We start from the raw sequence: 15,885 nt of genomic DNA, 5'->3' as shown, positions 1-15,885 counted from the left end.
CTAATACTATCTTGGTCTTTTCTTCGGCACTGAAATTCCGAAACTGTTTCTTAGTCATTCTTACCTCTTAAGTTATTTGGTCTATTCTAACTTATTACCAAGCAAACCTAACTATTTTTTTGTTCAGTTTTTTCAGGCCATTATATATTAACCCCAATATATTAATTATTTTTAATAATCGATTAGTATATAATTAAAAAATCTTAATATATTTTATATAAATAAAGTTAATTTTTATTAATAATAAGTAATAATTAATTTATAGCAACTTTTTTACAACAATAGATTTTTGGGATTATTTATAAGAAAGTAATAAATTTTATGGATTAGTAGAAAGATTGCGGGGCTATTGTATGGCTCGGTTTTTCCGTAATTGCGAGAAGGCATTGCCCGCGTGGATATCGATGTCATTCCTGCGAAAGCAGAAATCCCAGTTTCTTTGGTGTCATACCGCGACTTGATCGCGGTATCTTAGGACTTAGTCTGCGATACGAGATCCCGTGGTCAAGCCTATAGTACCGGACAGTTTTTATTCTATGTCATTCCCGCGTAGGCGGGGATGACATCGAGGGCTTTTTAAAAAATATAAGTCGTATGACCGATCTCTATTTGTTTAACGGGATTTCTACTAAAGCGTGCTTTAGTACTTGATCAACATTTGACACAGATATAATTTCTAAACTTTCTTTTATATTCGGCGGTATATCTTTTAAATCTTTGACATTCTCTTCTGGAATTAGTACTTTTTTAATCCCTCCCCTACTTGCAGCAAGCAGCTTCTCTTTAAGACCGCCGATAGGTAAGACATTTCCTCGCAAAGTAATTTCACCTGTCATTGCTACGGTGCGATGTACGGGTATTTTAGTCATTAATGAAACAATAGTTGTAAACAAAGCACAACCGGCAGAAGGACCGTCTTTTGGAATAGCACCGGCTGGTACGTGAATATGAATATCAAAATCTTTATAATTATCGTATTTTAATCCAAAATTTGTTGCTCTACTTCTAAAGCAGCTATATGCAGCCATTGCCGATTCTTTCATAACATCACCCAGCTTTCCGGTGGTCTTTATTTCACCTTTACCTGGGAATGCTAAAGCTTCAATAGTTAAAAGCTCACCTCCTACTTCAGTATATGCAAGCCCTGTGGTACTTCCTATTTGATCTTCTTTCTCGGCAAGCCCGAAATTATATTTTCTAGGACCTAAAAATTCTTCAAGATTATTACTATCTATGGCAACATGCTTGAGCGTCTTATCAGCTAAAATTTGCTTTAATGCTTTTCTAGTTAACGCTCCTATTTCACGTTCTAAAGATCTTACTCCTGATTCTTTAGTATAATATCTAATTAAATCTAAAATTGCCGCTTCAGATATAGTAATTTCATCTTTCTTAATTTTATGTACTTTAAGCTGTTTTGGAACTAGATAATTTTTGGCAATTTGGAGTTTTTCTTCTTCTACATAACCGGAAATATATATTTTTTCCATTCTATCGCTTAAAGCTCTCGGTAAATCATTAGAGTTAGCAGTAGCAATAAATATTACATTTGATAGATCATATTCTACTTCTAGATAGTGATCTACGAAATGACTATTCTGCTCAGGGTCTAATACCTCAAGCAAAGCAGATGCCGGATCACCTCTAAAATCAGAACTCATTTTATCAATCTCATCAAGAAGCATCACAGGATTACTAGTTTTAACTTTCTTAAGTTGAGTAAGAATTTTACCGGGCATTGATCCAAGATAAGTTTTCCGGTGTCCTCTGATTTCTGCTTCATCACGAACGCCACCAAGAGCAAATTTAGTGTATTTTCTTCCCATACCTTCGGCAATAGATTTTATGAGCGAAGTTTTACCGACACCAGGAGGACCGATCAAACATAATATAGGTCCTCTAATTTTACTCGAACGCTGTAATACCGCTAAATATTCTATAATTCGTTCTTTAACTTTTTCGAGTCCGAAATGGTCACGATTTAAAATTTTCTCTGCCTGATTAATATCAATTTTAGTATGATCATATTTACCCCAAGGCAAGCTAAGCAAAGTCTCTAGATAATTACGTGTTACCCCCGACTCTGCCGACATTTGATTCATGCTACGGAGTTTTTTAAGCTCAGATTCTGCTTTCTCTTTAGCTTCTTTTGATAATTTTAAACTTTTAATTTTTTTCTCAATATCGGCAAGTTCTGATTTATCTTCATCAAGCTCTTTTTGAATAGCTTTCATTTGTTCGTGCAGATAATAATCACGCTGCGTTTTTTCAATTTGCTTTCTTACTCTTTGCTGCAATGCTTGTTCGGTTTCTGAATTTACTATATTGGAAGTAAGCGTACTAATAACCGTAGTGATACGCTTAAAGGGGCTGGTTTCTTCTAATAAATGCTGCTTTGCCTCAAGTGAAGTTATCAAATGTGAAGCTAATATGTTAATAATATTTATGAAATTAGTGCTATTACTTATTTCTTTATTGATAGTTTCAACAATTTCTGCATTAACTTTCTTATCATTAACGGCATATTTAGCGAATAGCTGTACTGCATTATCAACGAGTGAACGCATGTTATTAACGTCAAATATTTCTTCATCCGGAATAATTTCGTAATTCGCTTCAAAAGCATCATTGCCTTTGATATTGCTTAGCTTTACTCGTGCTATTGCTTCTATTAAGATTTTAGCCGTACTATTAGGCAGCTTCACTATTTGGATAATCTTGGCGAGTATAGCTGTGTTATAAAGTTCATGTTTACTAGGGTTTTCTTGATCAAACTTTTTCTGTAAAGTTACTAAAATATATTTACTATTATCTTCCTCGGAAATGGTAGTATGAGAGAGTGCTTGCAGCGATTTTTGCCTGCCCACAAAAATAGGAGCAATTACTCCTGGGAACACTACCATATCTCGTAATGCCATAAGCGGCAGGGATTTTTTATTCATCAATTAAAACCTTTTAAAATTTCCAATTATTAACTATATAATATAGTATAAACACGATTTCAAGCCATCTTTATTAATTATATTTATGAATTTATTACTACAATCCTCTCAAAATGTAGCAGCCGCACATAATAGAATAAAACAATATCTACATTTAACTCCGATCGTTCACTCTGAAAGCTTAAATGAGATGCTCGGTCACGAGATTTTTTTTAAAGTTGAATCATTGCAAAAAACCGGTGCATTTAAAGTTAGGGGGGTATTAAATCATTTATTAGAACTAAAAGAACAAGGAAAATTACCTGATAAAATAGTCGGTTATAGTACAGGTAACCATGGAATCGGTCTTGCTTATGCGAGTAAATTATTCGGTATTAAAACAAGAATTTATTTACCGTTAAATACTTCAAAAGTAAAGCAACAAGCAGCTCTTCATTATGGCGGTGAAGTTATATACACAATGACTAGGCAAGAAGCAGAAGAAAGAGCAAAAAAAGATACAGAGCAAGGGTTTTACTATATGCACCCTTCCGATAGCGATTCTACAATAGCAGGTGCCGGCACGTTATGCTATGAAGCATTACAGCAACTAGGCTTTAGTCCTGATGCTATTTTTGCATCTTGCGGCGGCGGCGGTTTAATTTCCGGTTCGTATCTTGCCAAGGAATTAATATCCTCCACAAGTTTATTAATAGGTTCAGAACCTCTTACGGCTAATGACGCCTATTTGTCAGTTAAAAATGGTGCAATATATAGATTTGATGACGCACCTAATACTATTGCAGACGGTCTTAAAACCTTGAGTGTATCGGCTCGTACATTTGAATATTTAAAAAAACTTGATGGTTTTCATTTAGCGGATGAATATCAAATATATTACTGGACGGCGTGGCTTACCCATTTACTAAAAGTGATATGCGAGCCATCAAGTAGCATAAATATGGTGGCAGTAGTAAATTGGTTAAAAACACAATCCAAACCTCAAAAACTACTAGTATTAATCTCAGGCGGTAATATCGATCCTATTCTTTATAATGAACTATGGAAAGAGGGGTATTTAACCGTCCCACCAAGCATTACTAACTAAAGATAAATATCGTCATTGCGAGAAGAAACTGGCGTTATTGCATGGCTCGAGAAACCCGCTCGATGTCATTCCCGCGTAGGCGGGAATCCAGCAAAAAAAGTATAAATACAGTAGACTTTTAAAATTAAAAGCTCGACTTATCTCGCTTTACCATGGATTCCCGCATACGCGGGAATGACATATAATGCTTTGCTCGAGCCACGCAACACGACTTCCTCACAATAACGTAGACTTTCCAAGTTATATTAAAATTTAACCTTTATTTCTTACCATTCCTTGATTTTGAGTAAAAGTATTAGGAGTATTTTTCGGGGGTTTTATATTAGAGCTTCTTAGTTTTATTAAATCTTCAAATATGGTTTTATCAAATGCTATTGGATTGATTTTTCTGAGTTCCGCTAAATTAAAATTATTAACTTGTTGCGGTTTAATAGACCCCCCGTAACAGGAATTAAATTTTTAAATTGAGGATTAGTTGCTACCTTATCTTTATTTTCATTCAAAAATTTTGTTAGACCTTCAGCAATTTCAGGATTTGTTAAAGCGTTTGAAAAGATTTTATCATTAATTACTTTTACAACATACTCATCACTTTTAATCATATATTCATTAACAATTTTTTCTAATCTTTGTCCTAAATAATTTTTACCATTAAATATCTGCTTAAATTTTTCCCACCAAGAAGTACCTCTATCATTAATATCCTTTAATTCAGTGGCTATTTTAGTACTGTTTTTAGCTAGATAAGTAGAATCTAACTTATTTAATTCCCGTATTATTACTTCAGGATTCTTTATACCTGATGAGTTAGTAATTGCAGTAATTTGTTCTAATTGCTTACTAATTTCATTATTTTTTTCCAATCTATTACTAATCTGCTGCGTCGTATTAGTGACTGCCTTTTGTAACTCCTTAAATTCCACTTGAGATAATTGATTTACTCTTGGGATAAACCGCTTACTCTCTTCATCAAATTTCTGATTTTTATCTCCTTGAATAATAAATTTTTCATATTTTTCAAGTTTTTCTGGAGTGTTTTTAGGATCTTGTTTTAAAATTTCTATAGCTTTATCTTTTATAGCCTGTGCATATTGCTCTTTAGGTATAGCCTTTCCACTTATGGCTATTAATGCTTCTTTAGTTGCTTTTATAGGATTGGCAAAGATTTCTTCTTCATCTTCCACACCCATAAATGATAATTCATCAAAAGGTCCTCCTTTATTTAGAGGAAGTACAAAACCCTTAAGTGCTGCTTCAGCTCTAGCGACATCAAACTTTAGCTTATCTGCTGCACTAGGTATCAGTTTCGTGTCTTGTCCTAAATTAATATGCAGGTTATCTACTAATTTTTGTATATCTTTGTTTTCTACAACTTCACTAATAATTTTGCTGGCAAGAACTTCAAGCGTACTAGTAATATATTCTTCAGATTGTAAATGTTGCCCAATAGGATCAGTAGTAACAATATTTTTATTCAAACTATCTAATCTATTATCTACATTTTTTATATCAACTATTTTTCCTTTTACTGCCGCCGATATCTCAGTTACTTCATCGTTTTTTTTAATTTTTTCAATAGTATCGTCTCTATTAGTTACAATCTCTGCCATATATTACTCATTATTAAAATATTCGATATATCAAGTATATAATACCAAAATTTTATAATTTGCAGGCTATGATCGTGTGGGTCCATGTTTTTTCTGACTCTGTCTACTTTCATTAAGAGCGTTAACGTGGGATAATTCTTTAGGAGTTGATATAGAAGACTTATAGCCTTGGGTTTTTGCTTTATCTGGCTCTTTTTTTTCTACAATATTGATTCCTTTATCTTGCTTTTGTTCTGCTCTAGCTTGTTCTCCCTTTTTTGGTTCTTCTGGCAGATTTTTAGCATTTTTATATGAGATACTACTTTTTTCAAAGTTAGCGACTGCTTTATCTATATTTTGTTGAGCATAATCCGTACCGGTAAAAACTTGTGCTATTCTTTGCCATAATTTAGGTTTGGCTACTCTTTGTAATTCTAATGCTATATTTGCTCCCCATCCGCGTTCGGTTAAATATCCAGGATCTAACTCTGCTAATACTCTTTTAGTACCGTTAACAAGTGCAGGGTTCTTGCTCTCAAGTAATGGGGCAAAATACTCAATAATTTTGCTACCTTGCTCTGTCATTTTTTCATGCGGTAATTTACTTATTGCTGGTAATAAAGTTTTAATTATATTAGGCTCATTTACTCCTAACTTATTAATATATGATAAAGCTTTTGCTTCTTTTTCATTTGTTTGAAAAGTAACTTTAAAAAATTCAGCTATCTTTAATGCTTCTTGTGTTAATGCTTCTACTTGTTTTGGATCATTAATTTTCTCTTGTCCATCAAGTTTAGGGGTGGTATTTTTAGTAAGAAATTCTCTGTAATTACCTAATTTTGTTTCTGAAACATTTTCTTTAAGATTATCTAATGTTTTATCTATTAATTTCTCTCTATATTGTTCTTTAGATATTTTTTGGTTAGCTAATTCTAACATAGCTTTTTCTAATGGTTTTTTAATGTCCATCACTTCATCTTGGCTTAAGCCATTACGTTTTCGGTCGTTCATCTGCTCTATTTGAGCTTCACTTAAATCTATGGCAAAACCTTTTAAAGCAGCTTCATTTTTAGCATTTGCAAAACTATATTTTCTTTTTTCCCCTTCCGACGAAATTAATTTAGTTACTTCATCATGAGTGTTATATATAGTGTCAGTTAACGATTGAACTACATCATTTGGTAAATAATTAGTACTAAAAGGAGCGAACTGCGATTCTATTGCAGTAAAAATATTTTGTCTAGTAGCGGCAACATAGTTAAGAGGAGTAGAAGTGTCTTTAAAAAATTTAATTTGAGTATTAAATTTACTATCAATACTACTTATATTATTTGAAAATTTATTATATAATTCTTCTGTACTTAATGGAGCTTGGCGATTTCCTTCAGGTTTATTAGCATCTTTTGACATAATCATTTCCCCTATTAATTATTGTTAATTAAATTAGATAATAATTAGTTAAAGAATGCAAACCAATTTAAAATTTATGAATGAAAATTAATTAAAACTTATAAAAAGAATTGTATTTTTTCATAGAAGAGGTCCTAATCGTAATTTCATCAGGGATTTCGGTTATGAACCTTGAAGGGTAAGAGCGGACTATTTCATAAAATATTTTTCGGCTTTCTGCGTGGGTAATGTAGAGGTCTTTTTTGGCTCTTGTAATACCGACATAAGCAATGCGGCGTTCTTCTTCTAAGCCCTTTTCACCATCTTCATCTAAAGATCTTTGAGACGGAAATACCCCCTCTTCCCAACCCGGTAAGAATACTACATCAAACTCAAGACCTTTCGCAGCGTGCAGGGTCATTATAGTAACAGAACCACCGTAATTGGTTTCAAGCACTTCGTTTTCCATAACCAAACTAGAATGTTCGATAAAGTCATGGATATCGTTAAACTCGGCAATAGCTCTTAGCATCTCGTTAATATTCTCGATTCTTCCAAGTGCTTCTTCGGTTTTCTCTTCCTTAAGCATTTCAAGGTAACCGGAATCATCAAGTATTACTTTGACCACGTTTATCGGAGCGTCAAGGTTAAATCTTTCATGCCAATTATCAATTTTAGTCACAAAATCCTTTAAAGTATCATATGATTTTGCTTTGATTTCGCCTTTTTCTAGCATTTCCTTAATAGCTACAAAATTAGAAATACTTTGCTCAATAGCATAGGCTTTAATTTTGCTTAAACTAGCTGCACCTATTGCTCTTTTTGGTACATTTATAATACGCTCAAGTGCTAAATTATCGTTTGGATTTAAAGCAATACGGATATAGGCAAGCACGTCCCTTATTTCCATTCGTTCATAGAATCTTAATCCCCCTATAATTTTATAAGGCATAGCACTATTTATAAATGCCTCTTCAAAACTCCTAGTTTGAAATCCGGCTCGCACTAATATAGCGATATTACCTGCATTATATTGGTCTTCTCGGACTAACCTATCTATTTCACTGGCTATATATCTTGCTTCTTCTTTATCACTCCAACAAGATATAATTTTGATTTTTTCACCGCTTTCCCTATCCGTCCATAACGTTTTACCGTGACGGTTTTTATTATTATTGATAACATTAGAAGCAGCAGCAAGTATCGGCAAAGTTGATCTATAATTCTGCTCTAATTTAATAATTGTTGCACCTAAAAAATCTTTTTCAAACCGTAATATATTACCGACTTCTGCTCCTCGCCAGCCGTAAATAGACTGATCATCATCACCAACGCAACAGATATTTTTATGTAAGCTTGCGAGCATTCTTGCCCATAAATACTGTACGACATTTGTATCTTGATACTCATCTATCAAAATATATCGATATTTTTCTTGATAATGCCTTAATATGTCAGGATTTTTAATGAAAAGCTCATTATTATAAAGTAACAAATCTCCAAAATCCAGTGCATTAGATATAAGAAGATTCTGCTGATATTCGTGATAAACAAGTTTTGCTACTCGCTGTACCGGAAGGCTAGTGTCTGAGGCTGATAATTTACTTGGTAGTAATCCTTGATCTTTCCATCTAGAAATTATGATATGTATTAATTTAGGAGCATATTTTTTAGTATCAATATCTTTCAGTTTTACTATATCTTTAACTAGTTTTAATTGATCGTCATGATTAATAATAGTAAATCTGTTATTTAAGCCAAAATTTAAATGCTCTATATGTTCTCGTAATATTCTAGCTGCCATTGAGTGAAAAGTACCGATATTAAGCCCCTGACAATTAATTAAGCTATGAACCCTTTCAGCCATCTCTTTAGCAGCTTTATTAGTAAAAGTAACGGCTAGAATATTTTGAGGCAAAGCTAAATTTTGATGAATAATATTCGCTATTCTTGAGGTAAGTACTTTGGTTTTACCTGTCCCTGCACCTGCAAGCAATAAAAGCGGTCCTTCAGTATGAAGAACTGCTTTTTGCTGTTGTGGATTTAATGTATTTAGAAAATCTTGGTTTTGCATTATTTGTACAATTTACATATTGTTAGACTGGGACTAGTATGTCATTCCCGCATGGCGTTGTTGCGTGGGTATAAAAAAGCGCTCAGTGTCATACCGTGGCTTGACCACGGTATCCATAAAAACAACTTAAAATACTAATAATTTAGTATTTTAAACTGGATCCCGCGATCAAGTCGCGGGATGACAAAGGGAGAATTGATCCACGCAACAATGCCTCGCGGGAATGACATCGAAACATTAAAAGATTATCTAATTCTTCTCAGGTTTTTGATAATATAAGAAAGAGTAATTATTGGATTACAAAGAATTATTTTTAATAACCTAAAATAAGATCCTAAATTCCTATCTTCAATAAACCAATTATATAAATCGTTTATAGGCTTAATCTTATCAGCTATAATATATTTATCTTTAAATAATTCTTTCAAAGCTCTTTTTGCCTGTTTTGCTTCTACCTTACGCTCTATTGTTAAGCTTTGATCATGAACTCTATAAAAATACAAAGATTCCGGTATATGAGCAAATTTTGTAACAAGCCCAAAACGCAGCCAATATTCATAATCATCAACTAACTGCATATTTTCATTATATCCGCCTACTTGCTTTGCTAAATCTGCTCTATATAAAAAACATGCACCGACACAATCTCTAATCGGTAAAAACTCAGGCGATTCTTGATAAAGCCTGCTACCTATTTTACCTTGCTCATCTATTAAGGTATAATCAGTGTATACAAGTCCTATATCAGGCGAATTATCTAAAACATTGCTCATTTCCTCTAAAGCATTTTCATGAACAAGATTATCATCTGAAGTCCAAGTAAAATACTGTCCCCTAGCCTCTTTAAAAGCGATATTAAGACTACTAGGTAATTTTTTATTAGTCTCGTTTACTATTACTTTAATACGTGAATCTTGCTCTGCATATTCCTTAGCAACAAGCATGCTATTATCTTTTGAGCAATCATCAATAATAATAAGCTCGAAGTCTTTAAAGCTTTGATTAAGGCAGCTTTCAATAGCAAGAGGTAATAGCTTTTCTCTATTATAGACCGGCAGAACTATTGAGATTTTAGGATTATTCATACGCATGTGTTCCTAAAATATCAAGTATTTCTATATATTGAATTACGATTTCTTGTAATCCTTCGGAATAGTTATTATGCTCAAAGTTTAATAATGTATTGCATAAAGCATTATTAAGCTCTTGGGTATTATGATATCGATCTTATTAAAACTTTCAATTAATTGTACTATAGGATGAAAATATCCAATTGAAAGCGGCATCTTTTTGTCCAGTAATTCAGCAAGATTATTAGATATTATGTGCAAGTAGTTATTCACTTTTTCTCTATCTATTAGACAAAGCCGTTCATAATTATCAAGGATAAAGCTAGCTTGTTCAATTTTTTCTTCAATATCATCTACAGGTACCGGCATAAATTTTTAATCATAATTATTATTTTATTGTCATACCGTGACCCCGCCGGCATTGTTGCATGGATACCCAAACCGTCATTGCGAGCGACCGTAGGGAGCGTGGCAATCTCATGAAATAATAACAAACTCCTGAGATTGCTTCGTCGAATTACTGCGTAATTCTTCTCGCAATGACGAAAAACTGAGCCATGCAACAACGCTGGCTTGGTCACGGCATGACATTACTCTAATTCTATTGCTGTAAATTTATATATTTAGTATTTAGATATTCAAATATCCCTTCAAACGAGCCTTCAACTCCAAAACCTGAAGCTTTACGCCCAGCGAAACAGGCTTTGGCATTTGCAGGTAAAGGATCATTAATCGATACCATACCAAAATCAAGCCTCTCTGCTATCATTTGTGCCACGGCTATATTATTTGAATATACATATCCTTGCAAGCCGTATTCGGTATTATTTGCACGTTCTATAGCTTCATCTATAGTTTTAAACTTATAACAAGCAATCACCGGACCAAATATTTCTGTTCTAAAGATATCCATATTATCCAAACAGTCAATAATAATAGTCGGTTCAATGAAATTATCAATGGCTTTACCGCCGCAAATTAATTTAGCTCCTTTATTTTGTGCATCTGATAAAAGCTTTTGTATTTTTTCTATTGCAGCCGAATTAATTAAAGGACCTATATCTGATGTTTTATCGAATCCGTCACCGGCTTTAAGCTTAGTAAATTTAGCCTTTAGAATTTCTATAAATTTTTCATATATAGATTCTTCTATAAATATCCTATTAGGGGAAGTACAAGACTGCCCGCTATTTCTAGTTTTAGCGACTACCAAATCACTTGCTACTTTCTCTAAATTATTATCTGCCGTTATAATGAACGGAGCATTACCGCCAAGTTCTAAAGATAAACGTTTTAGAGTATTTGCGGCATTTTGATATAGAATTTTACCGACATTTGTAGAACCGGTAAATGATAATTTCCGAAGCCTAAAATCATTACAAAAAGCCTTACCTATAACATCTGAATCACCAGTAATTACGTTAAATACTCCCGCAGACAAACCGGCATCACTTGCCAGTTTCGCAAGTACTGAAGCTGATAGAGGTGTAAGACTTGATGGTTTTAATATAACGCTGCAACCAGCTGCTATCGCAGGTACTACCTTACGGGTAATCATTGCATTTGGAAAATTCCAAGGAGTTATAGCAGCAGAAGGCCCTACTGACTCATATTGCGTAACGATTTTATGAGCTTTATTATTTCCAGGTTTGATAGCCGAATGAATATTATGAATAGCATATGTATACCAATCAATAAAAGATGCTCCGTATAGAATCTCTTTTTTGGATTCAGAGAGTATTTTCCCCTGCTCTAAGGTTAATATATGACTTAACTCATCAATATTTTCGATTACTAAATTATACCATTTTCTAAGAATCGCTATCCTTTCTTCAAATGAACTTTGTGACCATGAAGAAAAAGCCTTAACTGTATTATCTATTGCAGCATTAACCTCTGATACTTCTAAATTCGGAACTGTAGCGATTTCTTTTAAAGTCGAAGGATTAATAACGGATATTTGCTTTCCAAATGCCACAAATTCACCGTTTATATAATTTTTCCCCGTAATATTTTTAAGTAAGTTCATATTCCCTCGATAATATTAATGGCTTTGCTTACTAAGCTGCTGATGTCATTCCCGCGTAGGTATTTGAGTGGGGTTCGAAAAAAGCACCCGGTGTCATACCGTGGCTTGACCACGGTATCCATAAAAACAATAACTGGACCCCGTGGTCAAGCCACGGGGTGACATTTTCCTTAAGTTGACACCCATGTGCTTTCGCGGGAATGACATATAGTACTTTTCTAATATTATTAATTAAACCGTTGCTTCATCATAACAATTTCTTACCACACCGGCAATTTCTGTATCAGACTCCTCTATTCCAATAGTGAACTCTTGACCATCTATATAAAATGTAGTTCCTGTTTCAGTTTCTATTTTTTTTCCAATAAAAACATCACCTTTTTGTACTCGAGTTACCAAATTTAGCTTCTCTCCTAATATTTTCCAAATAACTACCTTTTGCCCGATATTATCAATATATTGCTCAAGCTGATTCATACCGTTAGAATCCGTTAAACTCACATGAGTAAAGCCCCCCTGCATAGCGATTTCTTCAAAAAATTCTCTACTGTAATGTTCTCCAAAACCTACAGCATACATATTAAATTGAGGATTTTGTATTACATCAGTTGCAGAATCTATAACCTCTTTTTGAGTGGTCTTACAGTCGGTTCCTTCGTTTTTCCCATCAGTAAATACTATAATAGTAGAATGAATATCTATTTTTTCTTTAAAAGATTCTAAAGCATCTTTGACAGTACCATACAACCTTGTACATCCATCGGCATTAAAAGCTTCTACATATCTCTTAATATCTTCAATAGTATTTTCATTACTAGAAAAAGATTCCATGCTAGATTGATCATTAAATGCAACTATATTAATTTCCCAATTAGGAATCTCAACTAATTTAGTTAGTATCTTTTGTATATTATCTTTATAAGTATCAAAAGTACTTTTCATGCTACTGCTAATATCAATTAATAAAGTCATATAATGAGTATTATCATTATTTATGGCTTCTGAATCTTTAGAAGAAAACATAATAGGAAGCTTGTCTTCTTCCTGCCACACAAAACCATTTAATATCGGAAATAAATATTTTAATAGATATTGTTTATCAAGGATAAATCCGCTTTCCAAATCAGAAGCGATAATAGGCGGCTTGTCATCAGCTTTATAAGCCTGTACGGCCTGCATTGTTGCACCATTATTTAGAGTAAAAGTTAAGCTATTATTTTCTGTATGAGAAATAATTTGGGATATTAGCTTAGAAAATTCAGTAGGTGGGTAGGTATAATCTATAGCCGGTGCTTCTTCGCCTGTTAAAATTTTTGATAATTTATTTTCATCGGTTATAGTAGCTTGTAGCATTTTAAGCCTAGTTTCATTAAGATTTTGTTGTAAAGGATCACTAAAAGAAAACTGAAATTGAGTAGTTAATAATTCTTCATTAAATTTAGCTTCTAATTTCATTGCATTAAAAGTTTCAGATAAATTAAACTTAGTTATAAAGTCTCCATCTACTAATTTATGAAATAATTGCCCTGCTTCTATATCCGAAGTATCTATACTATTAGGTTCAGCTTCTTCTAATTTTTTTGGCTTATTCTCATTATCCTTAAATAAAGCATGTATCACATTCTTCTTTAATTCATCAGGGGACGCTAATAATGTACGGAAATGTTCTAAGTCTTTAGAATTTGTTTTAAAAATGACTTTATTATCGGTTACCTTTGTAACTTCTACCTTTGTTCCTATAGCGTTTAAAAAAATTTCCCATTTTTTTTCTGATGTCAAATGTTGTATAGGCATAATTCCTCCTTATTTTATAAAATTAGAAAGAGATATTATATTACCATAATTTTCAACACAAGAATTTATTAAAAAAAATTAATAAATTCTTGTATCCCTGTTTCTTTTTTGAAGAAATTTAATTATTTATTTAGAAACTTCTCTGCTTCAAGAGCTGCCATACAGCCTGTTCCTGCGGCAGTTACTGCTTGCCTATAAATTTTATCCTGAATGTCACCCGCAGCAAAAACTCCTTCTACACTAGTTTTAGTACTACCAGGTGTAGTGATAATATAATTATCATCGTCCATTGCAATTTGTCCGGTAAATAGCCCCGTATTTGGTGCATGTCCAATAGCTACAAATACACCGCTACAATTCACTAAACTAATTTCTTTGGTGTGAACATTTTGAATTTTAACTCCGGTAACGGATTTTGGTTTATTGCTACCTACAATCTCATCTACTACATGATCCCAAATAACCGATATTTTAGGATTTTTAAATAATCGATCTTGCAATATTTTTTCAGCTCTAAAACTATCTCTTCTATGCACTATAGTAACTTTGCTAGCATGATTGGTTAAATATAAAGCTTCTTCTACTGCACTATTTCCTCCCCCTACTACAACTATTTCTTGATTCTTAAAAAAGAAACCATCACAGGTAGCACATGCCGACACACCAAAACCACGAAATTCCTGCTCTGAAGCTATACCAAGCCATTTTGCTTCTGCACCTGTACAAATGATTATACTTTCTGCTTCATACTCATTCCCAGCTCCTGTAAATACTTTAAAAGGTCTTTTTGATAAATCAACTTTTTCTACGTAATCACTAATAATTTCTGTACCGACATTTTGAGCCTGCATAGACATCTGCTCCATAAGCCAAGGTCCTTGCACCGTTTCCGCAAATCCGGGATAATTCTCAACATCGGTGGTAATTGTAAGCTGCCCACCGGGCTGCATACCATTTATTAATATTGGTTTTAAAGCGGCTCTAGCCGTATAAATAGCGGCACTTAAACCTGCGGGACCTGAACCTATTATTAGTACTTTAGCAGTAATTTTCATAATTATTGTTTGTTTATTAATTTGACTTTACGTTATTGTATGGATATCCAAACCGTCATTGCGAGCAGCCGTAGGCTGCGTGGCAATCTCATGAAATAATAACAAACTCCTGAGATTGCTTCGTCAAATTACTTCGTAATTTTCCTCGCAATGACGTGGTGGTATCCACGCAGGAATAATATTAAGCCTTCTTCTCTAACCAAGACTTAATATATTTAATTTCCTCAATATTCATTAATGATGGAGCATGTCCTGCATATTTTATTTCATAAAGATCAAAATCTTTTGTTTCTTTCATTTTTTTAACAGTAGATTTTGTTAAAATTTGAGACTTCACTCCATGCACTACTAATATTCTACATTCTATTTTATTCCATACGGACCATAGTTTAACATCTTCCTGGGTACTAGCGTTTTTCATTCCTTTTGTTATAGCCGGATCATAATTCATTTTATATTTTCCGCCGAATGTAGCAATTACGCTATATTTTGTTAAATAATCCCAATCTTCTTCGTCTTTGATACCTGATTGTGCATAAATAAGCTTTAGATGTTCTTTTGCACTAACCAAATCATCTAAGATAATCGTTTTTTTGGCGTATCCTCCAATTTTAACTAAAGGAGCAGCATCAATAAATGCTCCTATATCATTTAATATTAAGGCTTTAAAAATATTTTTATATTTACTGGCAAGTACCATACCTATAATACCGCCCATTGAAGTACCAAGCCAAATAGGATTTTTAATATTTAGTCTTTTTAAAAAGAATAACGTATCTTTAATATAGGTAGTATAATTATAATGATTAGTTTTTTTGAAATTTTCGCTATCACCACGCCCAGGATAATTTATTGA

Annotated in this window: 10 protein-coding genes and 1 pseudogene; 1 reads left to right on the top strand and 10 read right to left on the bottom strand. The window is 33.2% G+C overall.

Annotated features, from left to right (window positions below):
- Positions 1–605 precede the first annotated feature (605 nt).
- On the bottom strand, positions 606–2,942 hold the full coding sequence (lon, locus tag AC1Z7D_RS02315; RefSeq protein ID WP_482601579.1) for an endopeptidase La: 2,337 nt from the start codon (positions 2,940–2,942) through the stop codon (positions 606–608).
- Between the two features lie 85 nt (positions 2,943–3,027).
- Here lon and AC1Z7D_RS02310 point away from each other — a divergent pair, with 85 nt between their 5' ends.
- On the top strand, positions 3,028–4,029 hold the full coding sequence (locus tag AC1Z7D_RS02310; RefSeq protein WP_482601577.1) for a serine/threonine dehydratase: 1,002 nt from the start codon (positions 3,028–3,030) through the stop codon (positions 4,027–4,029).
- Between the two features lie 252 nt (positions 4,030–4,281).
- On the opposite strand, the pseudogene AC1Z7D_RS02305 reads toward AC1Z7D_RS02310, so the two are convergent.
- From AC1Z7D_RS02305 to AC1Z7D_RS02265, 9 genes and pseudogenes are all read right to left on the bottom strand, one after another.
- Positions 4,282–5,639: pseudogene (locus AC1Z7D_RS02305) on the bottom strand (hypothetical protein).
- 66 nt (positions 5,640–5,705) lie between these two features.
- Positions 5,706–7,028, bottom strand: a complete 1,323-nt coding sequence (locus AC1Z7D_RS02300; RefSeq protein WP_482601575.1) for a hypothetical protein — start codon at positions 7,026–7,028, stop codon at positions 5,706–5,708.
- A gap of 91 nt (positions 7,029–7,119) precedes the next feature.
- A complete protein-coding gene (pcrA, locus tag AC1Z7D_RS02295; protein ID WP_482601573.1) occupies positions 7,120–9,081 on the bottom strand; it encodes a DNA helicase PcrA in 1,962 nt (653 codons plus the stop codon).
- A gap of 245 nt (positions 9,082–9,326) precedes the next feature.
- On the bottom strand, positions 9,327–10,172 hold the full coding sequence (locus tag AC1Z7D_RS02290; protein ID WP_482601571.1) for a glycosyltransferase: 846 nt from the start codon (positions 10,170–10,172) through the stop codon (positions 9,327–9,329).
- A gap of 81 nt (positions 10,173–10,253) precedes the next feature.
- Positions 10,254–10,520 (bottom strand): hypothetical protein, encoded by a 267-nt coding sequence (locus AC1Z7D_RS02285; protein WP_482601569.1) that lies wholly within the window; start codon positions 10,518–10,520, stop codon positions 10,254–10,256.
- A gap of 232 nt (positions 10,521–10,752) precedes the next feature.
- On the bottom strand, positions 10,753–12,180 hold the full coding sequence (locus AC1Z7D_RS02280; protein WP_482601567.1) for an NAD-dependent succinate-semialdehyde dehydrogenase: 1,428 nt from the start codon (positions 12,178–12,180) through the stop codon (positions 10,753–10,755).
- 231 nt (positions 12,181–12,411) lie between these two features.
- Positions 12,412–13,974, bottom strand: a complete 1,563-nt coding sequence (locus AC1Z7D_RS02275) for a vWA domain-containing protein (protein WP_482601565.1) — start codon at positions 13,972–13,974, stop codon at positions 12,412–12,414.
- A 122-nt stretch (positions 13,975–14,096) separates the two neighbouring features.
- A complete protein-coding gene (gene trxB, locus AC1Z7D_RS02270) occupies positions 14,097–15,029 on the bottom strand; it encodes a thioredoxin-disulfide reductase (RefSeq protein WP_482601563.1) in 933 nt (310 codons plus the stop codon).
- A gap of 181 nt (positions 15,030–15,210) precedes the next feature.
- Positions 15,211–15,885 (bottom strand): alpha/beta fold hydrolase (locus tag AC1Z7D_RS02265; RefSeq protein ID WP_482601561.1); only part of this gene is annotated, 675 nt, incomplete at its 5' end.

Source organism: Rickettsia sp., assembly GCF_965035265.1.
This window is presented reverse-complemented; position numbering and strand designations above follow the sequence as displayed.